Origin of the sequence: Streptosporangium sp. NPDC051022, from assembly GCF_040683035.1 — a bacterium.
In the GTDB taxonomy this organism is placed as follows: Bacteria; Actinomycetota; Actinomycetes; order Streptosporangiales; family Streptosporangiaceae; genus Streptosporangium.
Map to the genome: position 1 here is coordinate 1 of NZ_JBFBCF010000015.1, position 20,383 is coordinate 20,383.

A 20,383-nucleotide genomic window follows, 5' to 3' on the forward strand; every position below is an offset into this window, starting at 1 on the left:
CCGCCACCCTCGGCATACCTCATACCTCCGGGATAACCGATTGCCGTAAGCCATCACCCGGCGCCCCCGTCGTAACACCAGCCTTTCAAGCTCAGCTGCACATGTGGCCGTGTGGCGGTCCGTACGGGCAGGAGGGGACACCAAGACGCGTAAGTCGAGACGAACCCTGGCCTTGCCCAAACGCTGTGTGGACGCGCTCAAGGCTCATTGGGAGGAACAGCAGAGAGAGCGAAGGTCCGCCGAGAAACAGACACGCTGGGAGGACAATGACCTAGTGTTCCCCTCGGCAGTGGGTACCGAGTTGGACGCAGCGAATATACGCCGCGCTTTCCGGTTGGCCATCAAAGACACCGACTTGGACTCGGCCCAGTGGACGCCTCGAGAATTACGGCACAGCTTCGTCTCGTTGCTCTCCGATAATGACACCCCCCTGGAAGAGATCTCCCGATTGGTTGGTCATAGTAGTACGGCTGTGATGGAGTTAGTCTATCGAAAGCAAATTCGCCCAGTTCTTCAAGGTGGCGCAATAGCCATGGATCGAATTTTCCGGGAGGATTAGTCGACAAACTACTAGGGTCGCTTCCGAAAGATGGAGGCGGCCCTTCCTTTATGCAGACGGCTAGAGACTACTGCGACCGCGGATCCGCATGCCGAGCTCGGAATCGGGATTCAGGATCGCATCGCAGACGCGGTGCCCTGAGTCTTTTGCTCCGCCGGCAAAGGATAGCCCTCCCGAAGAAGTTCGCTTTGCTGCCACGCCTTCCCAGTATCTAGCTTCCCGCTCCCAGCGGACTTCGCTGAGTAGCGTGGCAAATTGCTCTCTTGTAAGCCTTGGTTGTTCCTTCGCCAGGGAAGTCGTTCGATGAGCTGCTGCCCCTACGCCCGCCAGGACTGCCGGTGCAGTGATTGCGGAACGTTCAGCAAATTTGTGAGCTAGTCTTGAGATCGTATCGGACAAGATCTCGGAGATCTCGGAGAGGACTAGTTCTTCTGGTATCCCAGAAGAAATTTCTTGCGGGTCGATAGTCTTGGACGTGGCTTCGATCCCAGCCTTACCTAGCAATGTTGTAACGGCGAGTGAACGCAGGCTAGATAGGGTAATCCACTCTGGATCCATTTTGCCAAGTTGGCGCTTTCGTGTGTTCACATACTTGGCAATGGATTCGGGCTTTCCGTCGATCTCAACCTTGGTTGTATCAATCACTTGTTGTGCAATTGTGGTTCCGAAATCGCGCTGATCCATGGACAGTGCCAATGTCTTGGCTACTGGTACGCCAAAAAGATTACGGTCATGAAATATCTGTCGTGCATCACTGACCGTGACATCCCAATAAATCTCAAATGGAACGGACAGGGTTGGGATTTCTTCGATGTCGAGACCAAATTCATGTGGGGAATTCATGATCGCATGCATGGCGGCGAGTTGCGTCTCGCCGTCAACGGCGATCACTGGGCTTCCGAGAGGGATTGAAGCAAGACCATCATTAATCATTTGAATTGGGCGTGGTGACCATAGGCAAATGGGGGGAGTTGAGTATGCGCGCCCCAAATCTCCGCGTAGCGCGGCGGCGATATAGTTCGCATATGATCTAACGTTTTTTCCCTTTTGTGTGCCTTTGAGGACGCGTTGCACCGCGTTGCGTAGCTCTGCCTGCTCGCTGAGACGACGGTCCATCAGCCGAGGGTTGGTTCTCTCCCACTTCAGTGGATCTGGGACAAGGGTGAGGAGAGTGCCCCAGCTGGTTACTCCCACTGCAGCGCAATCGCGGAACTGCAAGAGCTTGATCGGAATACCGTCGTAGAGCGGCGTGGTCATGGCCTTCCTCTCTAAGGGCGCGGGCTGGCAAGGAAACGCCAGCGTGGGCCGTTGTCAGGATAGGTGTCTAGTGCAGTGGCCGGAAACGTTCACCGGGGCGGCCGCTGTCACCAGGGCTGGCCCCCCGCTCCATCGCTCGCTGACCAGCACCGTCGACAACACCGGACACGGCGAAGGTATGCAGTCATCACGCTGGCGATCTGTAGGCAACCCCGCAGATGCGTGATAGCGAACTGCGGGGACGCTGGTGGCGTTGATCGGGATCCCGTAGTTGCAGTAGGGTCCTCTGCTAGATCGTGGATCTCTGTCAACAGCATGGTATCGACCCCATGCGGGAACCACGGTTGAACGGGTCCGTGGACGGCGGGTTGCGTTATGTGAGGAGCTGATGAGCGCCAGAACTGGCCGGCTCGGGCTCCTGTGCGTGAGCCTCGCCTAGACGAAGAACGGCTTCCTGCAGGCACAGGAAGCCGTTCGGACGCCCTGCCCAGAGGATTCAGGCCACAGGAAGGACGTACGACATGAGGATACTGGGACGCGGCAATCAGAGGTTGGATGAGGAGCCTCAGGAGCCTGAGCCACTTCCGCAGCGATGGGTGGTCATCTTTGCCGTCTCGGGCGCGGTCGGGGGAGTTCTCAGCGTGGGGGTCACCCCCGCCGTGGGAGTTCCTGCAGGCATCGTGACTATTGGCCTGCTTCACAGGATCATGAAGTGACCTAGCCTCTCGGCCCCTTCAAGCCTGGAGGGGCCGAGAGGCATCGCACAGTTTGCGGTTCAAGGAAGGCAGGAGAGTCGCGGAAGCGACTCGGGAGCGTTAGTAACGCAGTTAGACACTCAGGAATGACTAAAGGCCACTTACGATCTTCGTAAGTGGCCTCTGGCCTCGGGAATCAAGCGTCGGGGTGACAGGATTTGAACCTGCGACCTCTTCGTCCCGAACGAAGCGCGCTACCAAGCTGCGCTACACCCCGGTGCACGCCGTCTTGCTCGTGCTTGGGAAAGTCTAGCGGACTTCGCGGGTGCTTGCGTCACTCCTGTGCCGGGGTACCAGTGTGAGGAGACTGGCCTCGGGGAAGCAGGCGAAGCGGACGGGGGAGTAGGGGCTGGTGCCGAGGCCGGCGGAGACGTGGAGGTAGGCGGAGTCGTGGCTGCTCAGGCCCTTCACCCTGGCTCGGTCGATGCCGCAGTTGGTCACCAGGGCGCCGTAGAACGGGATGCAGAGCTGGCCGCCGTGGGTGTGGCCCGCGAGCAGCAACTGGTAGCCGTCGGCGGCGAAACGGGTCATGTTGCGGGGCTCGGGGGAGTGCATCACGCCCAGGCGGAGGTCGGCCTCGGCCGGGGCCGGACCGGCGATGATGTCGTAGCGGTCGAGGTTGATGTGGGAGTCGTTGATGCCGCCGACGGCCACGTCGAGGTCGCCGACCTTGAGACGGGCGGTGGTGTTGTTCATGTTCAGCCAGCCCTCGGTGGACATGGCGGTGCCCAGCTCCTCCCAGGGAAGGGAAGGGATCTTCTGGGCGTGCTCCCCCTTGGAGGTGCGCCACAGGTAACGCACGGGGTTCTTGGGGCGCGGGGCGTACAGGTCGTTGGAGCCGTAGACGAACAGGCCGGGGCGCGACAGCAGAGGTTCGAGGGCGTGCATGAGCGGGGGGACGGCGTCCGGGTGCGCGATGGAATCGCCGGTGTTGACCACCAGGTCGGGATTGAGGTCGCGCAGCGAGCGGACCCAGTTGATGAGCATGCGCCGGCCCGGGGTGAGGTGCAGGTCGGACAGGTGCAGGATCCGCACCGGGCGTTGGCCGGGCTCCAGCACGGGAACGTCGAAGCGCCGCAGGCGGAAGGCGTTGCGCTCGACGATCGAGGCGTAGGCGAGACCGGCCAGGCCGAAACCGAGCAGGGACAGGGGCACCGCGGCTGCTTTCCTCACCTTCTCATCATGCCCGACATCGGGCCCGCCAAAGGAAACCCGGGATACAGCGAGGCTGGTGAGGCGGCAAGATGGACCGCATGAGCGCATTGAAAGACAAACTGAAGGCCGATCTCACGGCCTCCATGAAGAGCAGAGACGAGGTCCGCACCCGGACGATCCGGATGGCCCTCGCGGCGGTGAACGTCGAGGAGGTCTCGGGAAAGGCGGCCCGGGAGCTCTCCGACGAGGAGATCATCAAGGTGCTGGCCAAGGAGGCCAAGAAGCGCCGCGAGGCGGCCGAGGCCTTCAGCGGCGCGGGACGCGCCGAGCAGGCGCAGGCCGAGGTGGACGAGCAGGCCGTGCTGGAGGAGTACCTCCCGGCCCAGCTGTCCGACGAGGAGATCGCCGAGATCGTGGACGAGGCCATCGCCGAGAGCGGGGCCACCGGGCCGCAGGCCATGGGACAGGTCATGAAGATCGTGAACCCGAAGGTCGCCGGGCGCGCCGAGGGCAGCCGCGTGGCACAGGCTGTACGCAGCCGTCTGGCGGGCTGAGGGCCGATCTCGCGGCCGCCCGTAGGCAGGGCCCTCCCCGAGACCTGGGAGGGCTCTGGCGGCTTCAGGGGCGCGGCCCCGTCCCGGGCGGCCTCTTCCCGTGCCTCCCTCCCGGAAGGAGTCCGGCCCGGAAGGATTCCCGTTCGGAAGGGCTCCCGTCTGGAAGGGCTCCGGCGGCTCCGGCACGCCCTGGCGTCCCCGGAAGAGCACCCCGGGAAGAGCGTCTTGGGAGGAACGCCTCGGAAGGACGTTCCCCGGAAAAGGGAACGGCCTTTCCCGCGGCCCGCCTCCCAGGGGAGAAGGAGCCGGGGAAAGGCCGGGGACCCTACCGGTTGACCCGGCGGCCGAATCCGGTGTCGTTGTTGCCGCGGTCGCCGCCGCCGAACCAGTCGCCGTTGGCGGCAGGGTCGTTGGTGACGTCGGTGGTCTCGTCCTGCTGGCCGTCGCCGCCCTCGCGCGGGTCGCGCTTCGGGGGCGCCTTGGGCGCGCACCGGCCGCCGGAGCAGCCGCCGAAGCGTTCGGTGTTCACCGGGGTGAAGGCGGTCGGCGCGACGCCCTTCAGCGCGTCGATCATGGAGTACTTCCAGATCCGCCCCGAGATCGTGGCGCCGTACACGTAGGGGTAGTACGTCCCGCCGATGGTCACGCCCGTCAGGTCGTGCTTGAAGGCGCCGCGCGGGTCGCCGAGGCTGACCGCGGAGGCGAGGTCGGGGGTGAAGCCGGCGAACCAGGCGGCGGTGTAGCCGTCGGTGGTGCCGGTCTTGCCCGCCGCGGGACGGCCGATGCCGCCGTACTCGCTCATCGTGCCCTTGGTGAACACCCCGGACATGATGTGGGCGGCCGCGTCGGTGACCTCCTCGTCCAGGACCTGCTCGCACTTGGGCTTGTACTGGGTGGCCTTGTTGTTGCGGTCGCGGATCTCGGTGATGGCCATCGGCTTGCAGTAGGCGCCGCGCGAGGCGATCGTCGCGTAGGCGGCGGCGACCGTCACCGGGTCCATCTCGTTGATGCCGAGCGTGAAGGTCTCGTACTCGCCGAGCTTGTTGCCGTCGGCCCGCTTGATGCCGAGGCTCTTGGCGGTCTTGACCACCTCGCAGAGGCCGACCTCCTGCTCCAGGCGCATGAAGAAGGTGTTGACCGAGCCCAGGGTGCCGGTGGTCAGGGTCTTGAAGCCGCCGCCGCCCTCGCTGGAGTTGTGGATGTCGTGGCTGGGGTCGCCGACCGCGTTGCCCTTGCAGTCGCGGAACGCGCCGTAGCTCGAGGCGGTGTAGGCGGCACCGGTGCTGAAGCCGTCGTCGAGCTTGAACCCCTTGCCCAGGGCGGTGAGCAGGGTGAAGACCTTGAACGTCGACCCCGCCTGGAAGCCCGTGCCACCGCCGTGCTGGACGTCGCTGGCGAGGTTGTAGCTCATCTGGTTCTTCTTCTTGTCCCGCCCGAAGTCCCGGCTGGCGGCCATCGCCTTGATGGCGCCGGTGCCGGGCACGACCATCGCCTGCGCGGCGACCGGCTTGTCGCTGGACTTCACGAACTTCTTGATGGCCTTCTCCGAGGCGGCCTGCGCCTTCGTGTCGAGCGTCGTCTTGATCGTCAGGCCGCCGCGCTGGAGCAGCCTCTGGCGCTGCTCGGGGGTCTTGCCGAAGATCTCGTTGTTGAGGATCTCGTTCTGGGCGTAGAGGCAGAAGTAGGGGTACGGGCTCTCGTCGCAGCCGCCGGGGACCGAGATGTCCTTGTAGCCGAGCTTCTTGGCCTTGGCCTCCTCGGCCTCCTGCGGCGTGATCTTGCCCAGCTCGGCCATCCGGTTCAGGACGGTGTTGCGCCGGTCGAGGAGCCGCGCGCGGGACTCCTTGCCGGCGTTCGGGTCGGTCCGGCTGGGGTTCTGCACGGCCCCGGCCAGCGTCGCGGCCTCGACCAGGGTCAGCTTGGAGGCGGGCTTGCCGAAGAACCGCTTCGAGGCGGCCTGGATCCCGTGGGCGCCGGCGCCGAAGTAGGCGATGTTGAGGTAGCGCTCCAGGATCTGCGGCTTGGAGTACTTCTCCTCGATGGCGAGCGCGTAGCGCAGCTCGTTCAGCTTGCGGGAGAGGGTCTGCTCGACGGCGGCGGCCCTCTCCTCCGGGGTCTCCGCGGCGTTGACCAGCACGAGCTTGACGTACTGCTGCGTGATGGAGGATCCACCCTGGACGCCTCCGCCGCCCGCGAAGTTCTTCACCGCCGCGCGGAGCGTGCCCTCGGGGTCGATCGCGCCGTGCTCGTAGAACCGGAAGTCCTCGATCGAGACGATCGCGGTCTGCATGATGTCGGCGACCTGGTCGAGCTTCACCGACTCGCGGTTCTCGAAGTAGAACTGGGCGAACTGCTTGCCGTTCGCATCGAGCAGGGTGGTCTTCTCGGCAAGCGGGGGCTCCGGTAGCTCCTCGGGGAGCAGATGTAGCTCCTCCGTGGCCGACTTGACGGTCATACCCGCGCCGCCGACAGCCGGGAACGCCACGGCGGCGACCAGCACGCCTCCGACGGTGGCCGCGGCGAGCAACCGCACCACGTTACCGATGCTCGTGAGCACTGACCCCTGAGCTTTGCCTTCAGCATGCACGACTCCAAGGGTACGTCGGACGGATGACCCAAACGGTAACGGAAGCCCATTTCGCCTTGACTTGTCCGTGTATCGGACGCAGGTGACTAGTCATTCCCGGCCAGATGGCCGCCGATGACCATGCGAGAAATTGGTCCCGCCGGGGTCTGTCGGCCCGAACGTCTGATTGCGTACGTTCTCCTTCTGCGGCAACTGAATACGGAGGCTCGACGCCCGCGCCCGTCGGCCCCAAGTCACGACTGACCACCTAAGGGGAGTGGGGTCGAATGTGGATCACGGATTGGACCTCCCGTGCGGCCTGTAAGGGTGCGGATCCTGACGCGTTGTTCGTTCAGGGCGCTGCCCAGAACCGAGCGAAGCTGATCTGCCGGGGATGCCCGGTCCGGACCGAATGCCTCGCCGATGCGCTGGACAATCGCATCGAGTTCGGGGTGTGGGGCGGGATGACCGAGCGCGAACGTCGAGCGCTGCTGCGCCGGCGACCGGACGTCGACTCCTGGCGGGACCTGCTGGAGTTGGCCAAAGAAGAGTACGAGCGAACGAACGAGCTGATCGCCGGCTGAGTTCCCGCTGATCCCGTACGGCTGGCGCCGAGCGTCAGCCGTACACGCACGTCCGTCTCCGGTCACCGTCCGCGCACGCGGGCGGGCGGCCGGTGCACGGGCGGGCGGTTCACGGTGCCGATCGGTGTTGACCGGCGTTGACCGTGGTACCGGCCTACCGGGTCCCACGGCGTCGGCCGATGCCGGCTCGGCCGGTCGGTCGGTTCACGATGCCGTGTGCCGGTGACCGGCCCGCGGTGCCGCGTCGGTGCGGGTGTCGATGCCGGTCGGTGACGCGTCACTGGGCGGCCAGCAGTTCGCCCACCCGGCGCAGGCCCTCCAGGTCGTGCACGTCCTCGGACATGGCGGCGACCTGGGCGACGGGCACCGTGGGGTGGGCGGAGACGAAGTGCTCCTGCTCGCGGTGCTCGCGGGCGGCCAGCTGCATCCGTCCGGCGTGCAGGCGCAGTACGGCGGAGGTGAGCTCGTGCTCGCCCCGCGCCTCCAAGTCCTCGGCCGCGGCGGTACTGCGTGCCGCCGACAGCACGGCCGCCGGGGCGCGGTGCACCCGGTTCACCACGAGCCCGGCCAGGGGCATGCGCTCCTCGGCGAGCCTCTCCACGAAGTAGGACGCCTCGCGCATGGCGTCGCGTTCGGGCGCGGCCACGACGACGAAGGCGGTTCCCGGGGCCTGCAGGAGCTTGTAGGTCTGCTCCGCCCTGGCCCTGAACCCGCCGAAGACCGCGTCCAGCGCGGAGACGAACGTCTGCAGGTCCTTGAGCACCTGCGCGCCCAGCAGCTTGGTCAGCGCCCCGGCGACGAGGCCGAACCCGGCGTTGAGCAGTTTGAACGCGCTGCGCCCGCCCGCCTTGGCGGGGGCCATGAGCAGCCGGATGAGCCTGCCGTCGAGGAAGCGGCCCAGCCGTTCCGGGGCGTCCAGGAAGTCGAGCGCGGAACGCGACGGCGGGGTGTCGACGATGATCAGATCCCAGTCGCCGGAGCGGCGGAGCTGGCCGAGCTTCTCCATCGCCATGTACTCCTGCGTCCCGGCGAAGCTGGACGACAGGGACTGGTAGAAGGGGTTCGTCAGGATCTGGCGGGCTCGCTCGGGGTCCGCGTGCGCCTCGATGATCTCATCGAAGGTGCGCTTCATGTCGAGCATCATGGCGTGCAGCACGCCCTCGCCCCGCACGCCCGCGACGGGCCGCGGGGTGTTGTCGAGCTCGGTGAGCCCCATGGACTGCGCCAGCCGCCGGGCGGGGTCCACGGTGAGCACCACGGCCGACCGGCCGCGCTCGGCCGCGCGCAGCCCGAGCGCCGCGGCCGTGGTGGTCTTGCCGACGCCGCCGGAGCCGCAGCAGACGACGATCCGGGTGCCCGGGTCGTCGATGATCGCGTCGAGGTCGAGGACCGGGACGGTCCGGTGCCTGACGGACCGCTCGCTGCGCTCGCTCATGCCGCTCCCTGCGCGTGGATCGATTCGGCCAGTTCGTACAGTCCCGCCAGGTCCACTCCGTCCGCCAGCAGCGGCAGCTCGTACCGCGGGCGGCCCGAGGTGTCCAGCGACCGCCTCTCGCGGTGTTCCAGACGGGTGCGGTGGGCGTGCTCGGCGATCTCCTCGGCCAGGGCCTCGGCCACCGCGGTCGCGTCGGAGCCGCCCTCGGCGAGCCCGGCGGCCTTCAGCCCGAGCGCGATCTCGGCCGTGTCGAACCTGCCCTTGGCGGCGGCGTTCAGGATCGAGGCGGGAAGCAGCGACTCCCTGACCATGTTCGTGAAGATCCCGCCGGGCGGCAGGCCGGCCGTCCGTAACTCGTCGAGTCCGTCCAGGGTCTCCTGGACCGGCATCTCCTCCAGGAGCGTGACGAAGTGCACCGCGGTCTCCGGGGAGGACACGACGCCGTTCACCAGGTCGGCGTGGTGCTTGATCGGCCCGACCCTGGCGAGCCCGGCCACCTCGTTGGTGACGTTGAGGAAACGGGCGACCCGGCCGGTCGGCGGCGCGTCCAGCACGACCGCGTCGTAGATCCGCCTGCCGGTCTTGTCCTTGCGCCGGACCGCCTCACTGGTCTTGCCGGTGACCAGGACGTCGCGGAAGCCGGGGGCGATGGTGGTCGCGAAGTCGACGACCCCCATCTTGGTGAGGGCCTTGCCCGCCCTGCGCATGCCGTAGAACATCTCGAGGTATTCGAGCATGGCCTCTTCGGGGTCGATGGCCAGCGCGTACACGTCCCCGCCGTCGGGGGCGACGGCGATCTTCCGCTCCTCGTACGGCAGCGGCGGCAGGTCGAAGACCTGGGCGATTCCCTGCCGGCCCTCGACCTCGACCAGCAGGACCTTGCGCCCGCCGGAGGCGAGGGCCAGGGCGAGGGCGGCGGCCACCGTGGTCTTCCCAGTGCCGCCCTTACCGGTGACGACGTGGAGGCGTACGCCATCCCAATCGGTGTCGCGAGCTCTCACGCTTCGAAGGCTACCCAACGGCCACCTGGCGATTCGCCGGGACCGTCCATGCCGAAACCTTTATGTCGATTCTCACAGCCCGTTGGGGAGTGATCGACCCGGTGGAGCGGCCGGACGCGCCCCGATCGGCGGTAAGCCGGTGGGCCGCCGCCCGTCCCGGCGGCTCTCGCTAATGTGTCCCACATGACGCAATGGGAGTACTCGACGGTGCCTCTGCTGGTCCACGCGACCAAGCAGATTCTCGACAACTGGGGTCAGGACGGCTGGGAGCTCGTCCAGGTCGTGCCGGGGCCGAACCCCGAGCAGCTGGTCGCCTACCTGAAGAGGGTGAAGCAGTGACTCCGGAGGAGAGGCTGGCGGAGCTCGGCCTGACGCTTCCCGAAGTGGTGACGCCGCTGGCGGCCTACGTCCCGGCCGTCCGCTCGGGCGACTACGTCTACACCTCGGGCCAGCTCCCGATGGTGGACGGCAAGCTCCTGACGACCGGCAAGGTCGGCGCCGAGGTGAGCGCGGAGGAGGCCCGTGAGCTCGCCAGGACCTGCGCGCTCAACGCGCTCGCGGCGCTCCGGTCGGTGGCCGGGGATCTGTCCAACGTCGTCCGGATCGTCAAGGTCGTCGGCTTCGTGGCCAGCGACCCCTCCTTCACCGGCCAGCCGCAGGTGATCAACGGCGCCAGCGAGCTGCTCGTCGAGGTCCTGGGCGAGGCGGGCAAGCACGCTCGCAGCGCGGTCGGCGTGGCGGTCCTCCCGATGGGCGCGCCCGTCGAGGTCGAGCTGATCGCCGAGGTCGGCTGACGTTCGCCCGGGGCGGGAGCCGTACCACATCATGGGTTCCGAAAACCGAGTGTTGTTCCGGTGGGAGGGCTGAATGGGAGGGATTCCGCTCCGTGGCGAGCTCGTAGAGCGCGCGCGTGACATCCTGGCCGGGCGGGTCGAGCCCGTCCCGGCCCGGGATGCCGCGACCGTGGTCCTGCTGCGCGAGGGGAACGGCGGGGAGCCCGAGGTCTATCTGCTCAGACGCAGGGCGAGCATGGCCTTCGCGGCCGGCGCCTACGTCTTTCCCGGTGGCGGGGTCGACCCCCGTGACGCCGACCACACGATCTCCTGGGAGGGGCCCTCGCCCGCGGAGTGGGGGCGGGTCTTCCACACGACGGAGCGGGCCGCGCGAGGCCTGGTCTGCGCCGCGGTGCGGGAGATGTTCGAGGAGTCGGGCGTCCTGCTCGCCGGGCCGTCCGGCGGGTCCGTGGTCGCCGACACCACCGGCGACGACTGGGAGGCCGACCGGCTCGCGCTGATCGACCGGACCCTGTCGTTCGCCGACTTCCTGGGCGAACGGTCCCTGGTGCTCCGCTCCGACCTGCTGCGCCCCTGGGCTCACTGGATCACTCCCGAGGTCGAGAACCGGCGCTTCGACACCCGCTTCTTCGTCGCGGCGCTCCCGCCCGGCCAGCGTCCCCGCGACGTCGGCGGCGAGGCCGACCAGGTGGCGTGGGTACGGCCGGCCGACGCGCTCGAGGACTCCCGGCGGGGCCGGATCCTGCTGATGTCCCCGACCCGCCGCACGCTCAGGGAGATCTCCGCTCACCGGACCGTGGCCGACGTCCTCGCGGCCGAACGTGAGATCGTCACCTTCATGCCCGGTGTCGTGGAGGTGGACGGAGAGATGCGCATCGTGCTCGACGACGACCACGGGTCCGGCGCCGCATGAGCGGGCTGCGGATCCCCCTCGACGGTCCCGACGGCTCGGGGACCGACCACGCGTTCAACCTTCTCGCCCCGAACCCGTCCTCCATGACCCTGGACGGCACCAACACGTGGGTGATCGGCCTGGGGGAGGAAGTGCTGGTCGTCGATCCGGGGCCGGACGACGAGAGCCACCTGCGCAGGGTGGCCGGCCACCTCGCCGGGCGCAGGGTGACGGCGATCCTGCTGACCCACGGGCACCCCGACCACAGCGCCGGCGCGGGCGGGTTCGCCGAGCTGGTCGGCGCCCCCGTCAGGGCCCTGGACCCCCGGCAGCGGCTCGGCGACGAGGGCCTGGGCGACGGCGACGTGCTCACCGTGGGCGGCCTGGAGGTGCACGTCGTCGGCACGCCGGGTCACTCGTTCGACTCGCTCTGTTTCTGGCTGCCCGAGGACGGGGCCGTTCTCACCGGCGACACCGTGCTCGGCCGGGGCACCACCGTGATCGCCCCCGACGGGGACCTGGGCGACTATCTGCGCTCCCTCGACCGCCTGCGGGCGACGGTCGAGCGGGTGGGCGCGCGGGCGCTGCTCCCCGGGCACGGCCCGGTGCTGCCCGACCCGATCGGCGCGCTCGACGGCTACATCGCGCACCGCAGGCAGCGGCTCGACCAGATCAGGCGGGCGCGCGGGCAGGGGGCGGCGACGGTGCGGGAGATCGTCGAGATCGTCTACGCCGACGTGGACAGATCGCTCTGGCCCGCCGCGGAGATGTCGGTCCGAGCCCAGCTGTCCTATCTCGGCGACACCTGAGGGCGTCGCGGCCCGGAGCGCCCGAGCTCCGCGACGCCGCCGGGCGGTGCCGATGTCAGCGGGAGCGGTTGTGCAGCCGCTCCAGGTCCATGATGACCACGGCCTTGGCCTCGATGCGCAGCCAGCCGCGCTGGGCGAAGTCGGCCAGAGCCTTGTTGACGGTCTCCCGCGAGGCGCCGACCAGCTGGGCCAGCTCCTCCTGGGTGAGGTCGTGGTGGACCCGGACGCCGTCGTCGATCCGCTGGCCGAAGCGCTCGGCCAGGTCGAGCAGGGCCTTGGCGACCCGGCCGGGGACGTCGGTGAAGACCAGGTCGGCCAGCACGTCGTTGGTACGGCGCAGCCGCTGGGCCAGGGCGCGCAGCAGGTGCAGGGCGACCTCGGGGCGGCCGGTCAGCCAGGGCCGGAGGTCGTCGTGGCCGAGTCCGGCCAGGCGGACGTCGGTCAGCGCGGTGGCGGAGGCCGTACGCGGGCGGGGGTCGAACAGCGAGAGCTCGCCGAACATCTCGCCGGGACCGAGAACGCTGAGGAGGTTCTCCCGGCCGTCGGGAGCGGTCCTGGACAGCTTGATCTTGCCTTCGAGCACTACGTAGAGGCGGTCTCCGGTCTCGTTCTCGCTGAACAGCGTCTGTCCCTTGGACAGCTCGACCTCCGAGACACTCGTGCGTAGCGCGGCGGCGCCCTCGCGGTCGAGCGCCGAGAACAGAGGCGCCTTGCCCAGCACGTCGTCGGTGTTCACAGTGCCTCCTGTTTCACGGCTCACGCAGTTATTGTGACCCATCCCACCGAGCCGCTCTCAGGGGGGCCGCACGCGTGGCCCTCCGGGGCGCTCCGTACCGTCGATCCAGCTGGTGAGTCGCATGTTGTGGTGATCCTCCGCTATGGGGGATTAATTGCATTCTTGCCGAAACCTGGCCGGACATACACCGCGGGTCCGGCGGGGCGGCGCCCTAGGCGCGCACGGCCCGGCCGGGGCGCGGGCGCGGGCCCCGGCCCCGCGCGTGCCCCGGCCGGGACCGTCACTCGTCGGCCGCGCCGCGGAGTTCCCAGACGCCCCGGCGGCGCAGGACAAGCAGGTAGTAGGCGGCGAAGACGACGGCGATGCCGGCGGTGATGTAGAGGCTGGGCCGTCCCACCGCGGGATCGAGGAAGTTGCGGTAGACGACGTAGCCGATGGCGGCCAGGGCCAGGATCGGCGCGACGGGGAACCACGGCATGCGGTAGGCGGCGTGCGCGGTCGAGCCGTTGCGGCGGCCGGCGATGGCCGAGACGCAGAGGGCGGCGTAGACGGCGATGATCGTGGTGGCGGTGACGACCAGCAGGAACTGCTCGTCGGCGTAGCAGAACCCGGCGCCGATGAGCCCGACGCCGATGGTGGCGATCCACGGGCTGCCGTAGCGGGGGTGGATCGAGGCGAGGGCCCGGCTGACCGGTTCCGGCCAGGTGGCGTCGCGGCCGGTGCTGAAGATCATGCGGGCGGTGACGAGGATGATGGCGAGGACGGCGTTGAGGATGGCCACCGCGATGATGAGGCTGACGACGTCGTTCAGCGTCGATCCGGCGCGGGCGGTGATGAAGTACTCCATCATGTTGCCCGCGCCGAAGAGGTCGGGGAGCGAGGGCGATCCCATGAGCACCGCGGTGACCGGGATCAGCTCGGAGGCGACGGTGATGCCCAGGGCCCAGAGGATGGTCTTGGCGATGCCGCGGTGGGCGTCCTGGGTCTCCTCGCCGAGATACACCGCGGCGCCGTACCCGTTGTAGGAGAAGATCGCGACGGCGGTCGCGGCCCCGATCACCCCGACGGAGGCCGCGACGACCGTGCCGTTCTGCCCGGCCGCCACCGGGTGCAGCACGAGGTCGGCGAGGGAGCGCTCGGGACGCAGGAAGCCCAGCGCGCTCACCACGACCAGGGCGATCATCTCGATGGCCAGGAAGACGCCGGTCACCCAGGCGTTGAGCTTGATGTCGAAGACGGCCATCACGGTCGCGACGACGGTCGTCACGGCCGCGACGGTCGGGACGTGGAGGCCGGGGAAGAGCACCGCCAGATAGGTGCCGACGCCGAGCGCGATCACCGCGACGATGAGCAGCTGGGTGATCATGAACAGGCCGAGGACGACGAAGCCGGGCAGGCGGCCGAAGGTGCGGGCCACGATCGCGTACTCGCCGCCGCTGAGCGGGTAGGCCGAGCCGAGTTCGGCGTAGACGAACGCCATGAAGACGCCCACCACGCCCGCGAGCAGGAAGGCCAGGAATGCGCCGGTGCCGGCCTGGCCGATGACGCCCGGCGCGATGATGAAGACCGACGAGGCGGGTGAGATCGCCGACAGGGTGATGAACAGGGTGCCGAGGAGCTTCAGCCCTCGGTGCAGGTGGGGATGGGCGGCGTTCGCCGCCGGAACGGACTCGGAGGGGGTCGTGTCAGGAGCGGCCACAGGGACTCCTCAGGCATGGTTCTTTGATGTTGCATCAAAGAACTGTGCTGGATCCAAGTCAATAGACCTGCCGGTAAAGGATGTGTTTCGGGGTGATGGGTTGCGTTTCCTGACCGATGTCTAGAGAATCACCGGCATGGCACGACCTAGCCAGGCCCATGTGAGACGCGCCGAGCTCGTCACCGCGGCCCGCGAGGCGCTCCTGCGGCGCGGCGTCATCGACCTGCGCCTGCGGGACGTGGCCGAGCAGGCGAACATGTCGACGGGGTCGGTCCTCTACTACTTCCCCACGCTGACCGACCTGCTGCGCGAGGTGCAGCGGGAGGCGGTCGAGCGCTTCTGCGTCGACCGGGAGAAGGCCGCCCGGGAGGAGCCCGACCCCAGGCGCCGGCTGCTCGGGATGATCCGCGCGGGCCTGCCCGCCGGCAGCGACGACGAACTGTGCGTCCTGCTCTACGAACTCGGCACCTACGCCCGCAGGGACCCCGCCTACTCGGCCCAGCACATCCGCCTGTGCGAGCGGCAGGTCGCCCTGTACGCGGCCATCCTCGAGGCGGGAGCGGCGAGCGGGGTGTTCACGCTGACCCGCGACGCCATCACCCTCGCACGCAACCTCGTCATGCTCGAGGACGGCCTGGGCCTCCACGTCACCCAGGCGGTGCCCACCCTCGACACCCGGCAGGCCGAGCACCTCCTGCTGGCGTACGCGGCCGACGTGACCGGCTGCGACCTGGAGAACCTGGAAGGACCTGACGAACGATGACACGCGCACGCGCCCGCGAACTCGGCCTGCCGCTGCCGGGCCGTACCGGGCCCGACAACGCCATCACCGACGTGCCGGGGGTGGAGGTCGGCTACACCACCCTCGTCGAGGGCGAGGCGGTCCGCACCGGCGTCACCGCGATCCTGCCGCGAGGGCGCGGGGACTTCGACGTGCCGTGCGCGGCCGGATGGTTCTCCCTCAACGGCAACGGCGAGATGACGGGCACGTCCTGGCTCAGCGAGACCGGCTCCCTCCGGCTTCCCGTGCTCATCACCAACACCCACGCCGTGGGCACCTGCCACCGCGGGGTGATCGACTGGGTCGCCCGGGAGAAGCCCGCGGTCGCCGACCAGTGGCTGCTCCCGGTGGTCGCCGAGACCTGGGACGGCTACCTCAACGACATCAACGGACCCCACGTCCGGCCCGAGCACGCCATGGCGGCCATCGACGCCGCCCGCCCGGGACCGGTCGCCGAGGGTTCGGTCGGCGGCGGCACCGGAATGAACTGCTACGCCTTCAAGGGCGGCAGCGGCACCTCCTCGCGGCTGGTCGAGTACGGGCCCGACACCTACACGGTCGGGGCGTTCGTCCAGGCCAACTTCGGCTCCCGCAAGGAGCTCACCGTCTGCGGCGTGCCCGTCGGCCAGGCGCTCGCCGACGACAACCCCATGGAGGACGGCCGGAGGACACCGGCGGGGTCGGGGTCGGTCATCGCCGTCATCGCCACCGACGCGCCGCTGCTGCCGCTGCAGTGCACCGCGCTGGCCCGCCGGGTGCCGCTCGGCCTCGCCCGTACCGGCACCACCGGATCGCACTTCTCCGGCGACATCTTCCTGGCCTTCTCGACCGGCAACCCCGGGGCGCTGACCGCCGACTTCCCCGACGGCGAGCCCGGCTACGAACAGTTGCGCTTCGTTCCCTGGAGCAGGATGGACGACTTCTTCGAGGCCGTCGTCCAGGCCGTTGAGGAGGCCGTGCTCAACGCCCTCTGCGCCGCCGACACCATGATCGGCCGTGGCGGCCGCCGCTCCCCGGGCCTGCCCGTCTCCCGGCTCCTCGACCTGCTCGGACGCTCCTGAGGGGGTGACCGTACGGCCCCGCCGCGCCCGTCCACCGAGTCCGCCTCCGCGCCCGCCCTCGTGCCCGCCCTCGTGCCCGTGCCCGTCCTCGTGCCCGTCCGTGCCGGACGCCACGGGGGTGTGCGCGGCGGGCGTGCACTGTGGGCGTGCACGGTGGGTGTGCGCTGTGGGTGTGCACGGTGGGCCGGAGAGGCGCCGGACATCGCTCACGAGGCCCGCCGAGGCCCTACGCTTGCGGCATGGCGAGCACGAACACCGCGACGCCGCAGCCGCGACGTCGGAGGAAGCCGGAGACCCAGCTGGGACTCGTACGGCGGGCGCGGCAGATGGACCGGATCCTCACCGAGACCTACCCCGACGCGCACTGCGAACTCGACTTCACCGACCCTCTTGAGCTGCTGGTCGCCACGATCCTGTCCGCGCAGTGCACGGACAAGCGGGTCAACATGGTCACCCCCTCACTTTTCGCGAAATATCCAACGGCGGAGGACTACGCCGGGGCCGACCGCGCGGAGCTGGAGGAGATCATCCGGTCGACCGGCTTCTACCGGGCGAAGGCCAACAGCATCATCGGCATGGCGCAGGTCCTGTGCGAGCGCTACGGCGGGGAGGTCCCCGGCAGGCTCGAAGACCTGGTCAAGCTCCCCGGCGTCGGCCGCAAGACCGCCAACGTGGTGCTGGGCAACGCCTTCGGCGTGCCGGGCATCACCGTGGACACCCACTTCCAGCGTCTCGTCAACCGGTTCGGCTGGACCACGGAGACCGACCCGGTCAAGATCGAGCACATCGTCGCCGTACTGATCGCCAAGCGTGACTGGACGATGGCCTCCCACCGGCTGATCTGGCACGGCCGCCGCATCTGCCACGCCCGCAAACCCGCCTGCGGCGCGTGTCCCCTCGCCGCGCTCTGTCCCGCCTTCGGCACCGGTCCCACCGACCCCGCCCAGGCCGCCAAGCTGGTGCGTCCCGGCCCCTTCTCGTGACGTGACCGGGGTCTCCCGCGGACGGGGAGCCCCTCGACCGGCGGCTTCGCGGTACCGGCGCGGTGACCCGCGCGCCCGCCCGGCCGTACCGGCGGGCCCGTCCCGTCCGGGGCGCCGGCCGTGTCCGAGAAGACCTCCGTGCCTGGGAAGCACGAGCCGGGGGTGTCGTGTTGCAGAGACCGGAGGTGTGCCCGTGGAAGTGCCCGAATGGTTGGAGACGCTGGCCGAGAAGGGCGCGCGGGCACAGGTGCCCCTGGCGTTGCGCCCGCCCGAGGCCGGAGGCCGCCCGGCGGCGGTGCTCATGTTGTTCGGTGAGGGGCCGCACGGCCCGGACGTGCTCCTGATCCAGCGCAGCTCCCGGGGGCGCAGGCACGCCGGGCAGCCCGCCTTCCCCGGCGGCGGCGTCGACCCGGAGGACGGCGGCCCGGTCGCCGCCGCGCTGCGCGAGGCGCGGGAGGAGACCGGCGTCGACCCGGCGGGCGTCCACGTGGTCGGCACCATGCCCGAGCTGTACATCTGGCGCAGCGACAACCGGGTCACCCCGGTCCTGGGCTGGTGGCACACGCCCTCCGTCGTGCACGCCGCCTCACCGGACGAGGTCGAGTCGGTCGAGCGCGTTCCGATCTCCGAGCTCGCCGACCCGGTCAACCGCCTCAGCCTGCGCCACCCCAGCGGCCTGACCGGGCCCGCATTCCGGGTGCGCGGGCTGCTGGTGTGGGGTTTCACCGCGGGAGTGCTCGACGGCCTGCTCACGCACTCGGGCTTCGCGCTCCCCTGGGACCCGTCGCGGGTCGAGGACCTGCCCCCGGACGTCGTCAACCTCGCCTCCCGCTGAGAGACGTCCCACTGAGAGACATCCCACTGAGAGACGTCTGAGAGACGTCGGCCTCGTCCCCGCCGGGAGGGCGAGCCCGGCACGGGCAAGGCGCTAGCCGATGTCCTCGACCCTGCGGCCCGTCGCCAGGGCCAGGCCGAGACGGGCCCACTCGGCCACGTCGTCGTCGGTGTCCTCGGTCAGCCGCTCCAGCGCGACCAGCCCCGCCGGGTCGGGCGGGTTGCCGATGATGTTCGGCAGGGCGTAGGCGGCGCCGTACCTGATCCTGGGGTCGAGGTGCTCGCCCAGGGCGATCACCGAGGGCAGCGCGCGGCGGTCCCTGAGGTGGCCGAAGGCGATCAGCACCGAGTAGAGCACCATGCAGTCGTCCTCGCTGGCCGCCAGGAACCGCAGCACGGGCAGGCTCCGGTCGACGAACGGAAGCCTGCCGATGATGTCCACCCCGAGCATCCGCTCGGCGGCCGTCTCTCCCGCGCACAGCCGCCTGGCCGCGGTGAAGGTCTCCAGATCGCCGCGTTCGTGCAGCATGGCGATCGCGTTCCAGCGGGTCGTGCCGTCCTGGTCCCGGTCACGCAGTGCCGTCTCGATGAGAGCTTCCACGGCCGGCGACCCCCCGATCGTTGCCATACGGCCACGATAACCGTAGGGACCTCCGACAAGGGGTGCACGCGCGGGCCGGTCGCTGGATACCGTAAAGGGGTGAGCGGTGATCTCCTCGACCTCATCCTGATCGCCCTGATGGTGGCCTTCGCGGTGTCGGGGTACCGCCAGGGGTTCATCATCGGTGCCCTGAGCTTCGTCGGATTCATCGGCGGCGCGCTGCTGGGCATCTTCATCGCCCCCCCGATCGCCGAGGCCGTGGTGGAGGGCGACACCGAGCGGGCGCTGCTCGCCATCGTCATCGTCTTCCTCACCGCCACGATCGGGCAGTTCGCCTCCTCGACGATCGGCGCCGTGGTCCGCAGCCACGTCACCTGGGAGCCCGCCGCGGTGGTCGACGCGGTCGGCGGCACCTTCGCCAGCGCGTTCTCCGTGCTGGTCATCGCCTGGCTGATCGGTTCGCTGATCGCCTCGTCGCAGTTCACGCTGCTGAGCGAGCAGGTCAACAAGTCACTGCTGATCAGCACCGTCGACCAGGCGCTGCCGAGCGCGGCCAAGGAGTTCCAGAAACCGTTCAAGGACTTCATCGACACCTCGGGCTTCCCCAAGGTGTTCGACGCCATCGGCGGCAGCCAGCTCGTCGACGTGGCGCCCCCCGACCGGAGCGTGCTGAAGGGCCCGCAGCTCGCGCGGGCCCGCAGGGGCATCGTCAAGGTCCAGGGCGTCGCCACGAGCTGCCGCAGGCACATCGAGGGCACCGGCTTCGTCTACGCGCAGAACAAGATCATGACGAACGCCCACGTGGTCGCGGGAGTCGATCGGGATCTCCAGGTCACCGACTACCTCAACAACTCCCACCAGGCCAAGGTCGTCCTCTACAACCCCGACAGGGACATCGCGATCCTCTACGTCCCCGGCCTGAACATGCCGGTCCTGCGCTTCGACGGCACGGCCAAGAAGGGCGACAACGCGATCATCGCGGGCTTCCCGCACGGCCAGGGCTTCACCACGAACGAGGCCCGCATCCGGGTGCAGCAGCGGGCCAAGGGCCCCGACATCTACGAGCGCAAGACCGTCGTCCGCGACGTGTACGCCATCCGCGGCCTGGTCAGGCAGGGCAACTCGGGCGGGCCCCTGCTGACCACGGACGGCCGGGTCTACGGGGTGGTCTTCGCCGCGGCCCTCGACCAGCGGGAGACCGGTTTCGTGCTGACCGCGGCCGAGGTCTCACCGGACGCCGAGGACGGCTCCAAGCTGTTCAACCGGGTGAGCACCCAGGAGTGCGACCAGAACGGCTGACGCGGTGGCCGCGGGCCCTCGCCGGGGT

Annotated in this window: 20 protein-coding genes and 1 tRNA gene; 12 read left to right on the forward strand and 9 right to left on the reverse strand. The window is 69.0% G+C overall.

From position 1 onward, the window contains the following. The first annotated feature begins 109 nt into the window (after positions 1 to 109). Entirely contained in the window at positions 110 to 559 is a 450-nt protein-coding gene (locus AB0N02_RS23560) for a tyrosine-type recombinase/integrase (RefSeq protein ID WP_363950748.1), read from the forward strand. 60 nt (positions 560 to 619) lie between these two features. Here AB0N02_RS23560 and AB0N02_RS23565 read toward each other — a convergent pair whose 3' ends face one another. The 3 genes from AB0N02_RS23565 to AB0N02_RS23575 form a co-directional block, all read right to left on the reverse strand. Continuing rightward, on the reverse strand, positions 620 to 1,816 hold the full coding sequence (locus tag AB0N02_RS23565; protein WP_363950229.1) for a DNA sulfur modification protein DndB: 1,197 nt from the start codon (positions 1,814 to 1,816) through the stop codon (positions 620 to 622). 898 nt (positions 1,817 to 2,714) lie between these two features. Beyond that, a tRNA-Pro gene (locus tag AB0N02_RS23570) sits at positions 2,715 to 2,788 on the reverse strand. Between the two features lie 32 nt (positions 2,789 to 2,820). Further along, complete coding sequence (locus AB0N02_RS23575) at positions 2,821 to 3,744, reverse strand: metallophosphoesterase (RefSeq protein ID WP_363950231.1); 924 nt, start codon at positions 3,742 to 3,744, stop codon at positions 2,821 to 2,823. Between the two features lie 80 nt (positions 3,745 to 3,824). Here AB0N02_RS23575 and AB0N02_RS23580 point away from each other — a divergent pair, with 80 nt between their 5' ends. Continuing rightward, positions 3,825 to 4,280, forward strand: a complete 456-nt coding sequence (locus AB0N02_RS23580; protein WP_363950233.1) for a GatB/YqeY domain-containing protein — start codon at positions 3,825 to 3,827, stop codon at positions 4,278 to 4,280. A gap of 325 nt (positions 4,281 to 4,605) precedes the next feature. Here the strand turns inward: AB0N02_RS23580 and AB0N02_RS23585 are convergent, their stop codons facing one another. Further along, on the reverse strand, positions 4,606 to 6,867 hold the full coding sequence (locus AB0N02_RS23585) for a transglycosylase domain-containing protein (RefSeq protein WP_363950235.1): 2,262 nt from the start codon (positions 6,865 to 6,867) through the stop codon (positions 4,606 to 4,608). 266 nt (positions 6,868 to 7,133) lie between these two features. Between AB0N02_RS23585 and AB0N02_RS23590 the strand changes: the two genes are divergently transcribed. After that, positions 7,134 to 7,430, forward strand: coding sequence for a WhiB family transcriptional regulator (locus AB0N02_RS23590; protein ID WP_012887233.1), 297 nt, complete (start codon positions 7,134 to 7,136; stop codon positions 7,428 to 7,430). Between the two features lie 277 nt (positions 7,431 to 7,707). Here the strand turns inward: AB0N02_RS23590 and AB0N02_RS23595 are convergent, their stop codons facing one another. Both AB0N02_RS23595 and AB0N02_RS23600 read right to left on the reverse strand, forming a co-directional pair. Beyond that, positions 7,708 to 8,865, reverse strand: a complete 1,158-nt coding sequence (locus AB0N02_RS23595; RefSeq protein ID WP_363950237.1) for an ArsA family ATPase — start codon at positions 8,863 to 8,865, stop codon at positions 7,708 to 7,710. Next, positions 8,862 to 9,866 carry an ArsA-related P-loop ATPase gene (locus AB0N02_RS23600; RefSeq protein ID WP_363950239.1) on the reverse strand — a complete coding sequence of 335 codons (1,005 nt, stop codon included), beginning with the start codon at positions 9,864 to 9,866 and terminating at the stop codon, positions 8,862 to 8,864. The genes AB0N02_RS23595 and AB0N02_RS23600 overlap by 4 nt, the downstream gene beginning before the upstream one ends. 183 nt (positions 9,867 to 10,049) lie before the next feature. Here AB0N02_RS23600 and AB0N02_RS23605 point away from each other — a divergent pair, with 183 nt between their 5' ends. From AB0N02_RS23605 to AB0N02_RS23620, 4 genes are all read left to right on the forward strand, one after another. Further along, positions 10,050 to 10,205 (forward strand): DUF4177 domain-containing protein, encoded by a 156-nt coding sequence (locus AB0N02_RS23605; protein WP_363950242.1) that lies wholly within the window; start codon positions 10,050 to 10,052, stop codon positions 10,203 to 10,205. Further along, entirely contained in the window at positions 10,202 to 10,660 is a 459-nt protein-coding gene (locus tag AB0N02_RS23610; RefSeq protein WP_363950244.1) for a RidA family protein, read from the forward strand. Before AB0N02_RS23605 ends, AB0N02_RS23610 begins: the two co-directional genes overlap by 4 nt. 73 nt (positions 10,661 to 10,733) lie before the next feature. Further along, complete coding sequence (locus tag AB0N02_RS23615) at positions 10,734 to 11,573, forward strand: NUDIX hydrolase (RefSeq protein WP_363950246.1); 840 nt, start codon at positions 10,734 to 10,736, stop codon at positions 11,571 to 11,573. Beyond that, on the forward strand, positions 11,570 to 12,361 hold the full coding sequence (locus AB0N02_RS23620) for an MBL fold metallo-hydrolase (RefSeq protein WP_363950248.1): 792 nt from the start codon (positions 11,570 to 11,572) through the stop codon (positions 12,359 to 12,361). The genes AB0N02_RS23615 and AB0N02_RS23620 overlap by 4 nt, the downstream gene beginning before the upstream one ends. 55 nt (positions 12,362 to 12,416) lie before the next feature. On the opposite strand, the gene AB0N02_RS23625 is transcribed toward AB0N02_RS23620, so the two are convergent. Next, positions 12,417 to 13,064, reverse strand: coding sequence for a Crp/Fnr family transcriptional regulator (locus AB0N02_RS23625; RefSeq protein WP_231510002.1), 648 nt, complete (start codon positions 13,062 to 13,064; stop codon positions 12,417 to 12,419). 313 nt (positions 13,065 to 13,377) lie between these two features. Continuing rightward, the gene (locus tag AB0N02_RS23630) at positions 13,378 to 14,796 is read right to left on the reverse strand and encodes an APC family permease (RefSeq protein ID WP_363950250.1); all 1,419 of its coding nucleotides are present in this window, start codon (positions 14,794 to 14,796) and stop codon (positions 13,378 to 13,380) included. Positions 14,797 to 14,932: 136 nt separating this feature from the next. Here AB0N02_RS23630 and AB0N02_RS23635 point away from each other — a divergent pair, with 136 nt between their 5' ends. The 4 genes from AB0N02_RS23635 to AB0N02_RS23650 all read left to right on the forward strand — a co-directional run bounded on the left by AB0N02_RS23635 (position 14,933) and on the right by AB0N02_RS23650 (position 18,456). Continuing rightward, complete coding sequence (locus AB0N02_RS23635) at positions 14,933 to 15,559, forward strand: TetR family transcriptional regulator C-terminal domain-containing protein (RefSeq protein ID WP_363950252.1); 627 nt, start codon at positions 14,933 to 14,935, stop codon at positions 15,557 to 15,559. Then, positions 15,556 to 16,638 (forward strand): P1 family peptidase, encoded by a 1,083-nt coding sequence (locus tag AB0N02_RS23640; protein ID WP_363950254.1) that lies wholly within the window; start codon positions 15,556 to 15,558, stop codon positions 16,636 to 16,638. The genes AB0N02_RS23635 and AB0N02_RS23640 overlap by 4 nt, the downstream gene beginning before the upstream one ends. Before the next feature lie 239 nt (positions 16,639 to 16,877). Then, the gene (gene nth, locus AB0N02_RS23645; RefSeq protein WP_363950256.1) at positions 16,878 to 17,621 is read left to right on the forward strand and encodes an endonuclease III; all 744 of its coding nucleotides are present in this window, start codon (positions 16,878 to 16,880) and stop codon (positions 17,619 to 17,621) included. Between the two features lie 193 nt (positions 17,622 to 17,814). Next, complete coding sequence (locus AB0N02_RS23650; RefSeq protein ID WP_363950258.1) at positions 17,815 to 18,456, forward strand: CoA pyrophosphatase; 642 nt, start codon at positions 17,815 to 17,817, stop codon at positions 18,454 to 18,456. Between the two features lie 93 nt (positions 18,457 to 18,549). Here the strand turns inward: AB0N02_RS23650 and AB0N02_RS23655 are convergent, their stop codons facing one another. After that, positions 18,550 to 19,083, reverse strand: coding sequence for a HEAT repeat domain-containing protein (locus tag AB0N02_RS23655; RefSeq protein WP_363950260.1), 534 nt, complete (start codon positions 19,081 to 19,083; stop codon positions 18,550 to 18,552). A 72-nt stretch (positions 19,084 to 19,155) separates the two neighbouring features. Between AB0N02_RS23655 and AB0N02_RS23660 the strand changes: the two genes are divergently transcribed. Next, positions 19,156 to 20,355 (forward strand): MarP family serine protease, encoded by a 1,200-nt coding sequence (locus AB0N02_RS23660; RefSeq protein ID WP_363950262.1) that lies wholly within the window; start codon positions 19,156 to 19,158, stop codon positions 20,353 to 20,355. Positions 20,356 to 20,383 lie beyond the last annotated feature (28 nt).

Bases quoted from the DNA above. Each gene is read 5' to 3' on its own strand.
- AB0N02_RS23605 (WP_363950242.1), top strand. From the start codon at position 10,050: ATGACGCAATGGGAGTACTCGACGGTGCCTCTGCTGGTCCACGCGACC.
- AB0N02_RS23620 (WP_363950248.1), top strand. From the start codon at position 11,570: ATGAGCGGGCTGCGGATCCCCCTCGACGGTCCCGACGGCTCGGGGACC.
- AB0N02_RS23635 (WP_363950252.1), top strand. From the start codon at position 14,933: ATGGCACGACCTAGCCAGGCCCATGTGAGACGCGCCGAGCTCGTCACC.
- AB0N02_RS23615 (WP_363950246.1), top strand. From the start codon at position 10,734: ATGGGAGGGATTCCGCTCCGTGGCGAGCTCGTAGAGCGCGCGCGTGAC.
- AB0N02_RS23565 (WP_363950229.1), bottom strand. From the start codon at position 1,816: ATGACCACGCCGCTCTACGACGGTATTCCGATCAAGCTCTTGCAGTTC.
- AB0N02_RS23590 (WP_012887233.1), top strand. From the start codon at position 7,134: ATGTGGATCACGGATTGGACCTCCCGTGCGGCCTGTAAGGGTGCGGAT.
- AB0N02_RS23595 (WP_363950237.1), bottom strand. From the start codon at position 8,865: ATGAGCGAGCGCAGCGAGCGGTCCGTCAGGCACCGGACCGTCCCGGTC.
- AB0N02_RS23640 (WP_363950254.1), top strand. From the start codon at position 15,556: ATGACACGCGCACGCGCCCGCGAACTCGGCCTGCCGCTGCCGGGCCGT.
- AB0N02_RS23580 (WP_363950233.1), top strand. From the start codon at position 3,825: ATGAGCGCATTGAAAGACAAACTGAAGGCCGATCTCACGGCCTCCATG.
- nth (WP_363950256.1), top strand. From the start codon at position 16,878: ATGGCGAGCACGAACACCGCGACGCCGCAGCCGCGACGTCGGAGGAAG.
- AB0N02_RS23655 (WP_363950260.1), bottom strand. From the start codon at position 19,083: ATGGCAACGATCGGGGGGTCGCCGGCCGTGGAAGCTCTCATCGAGACG.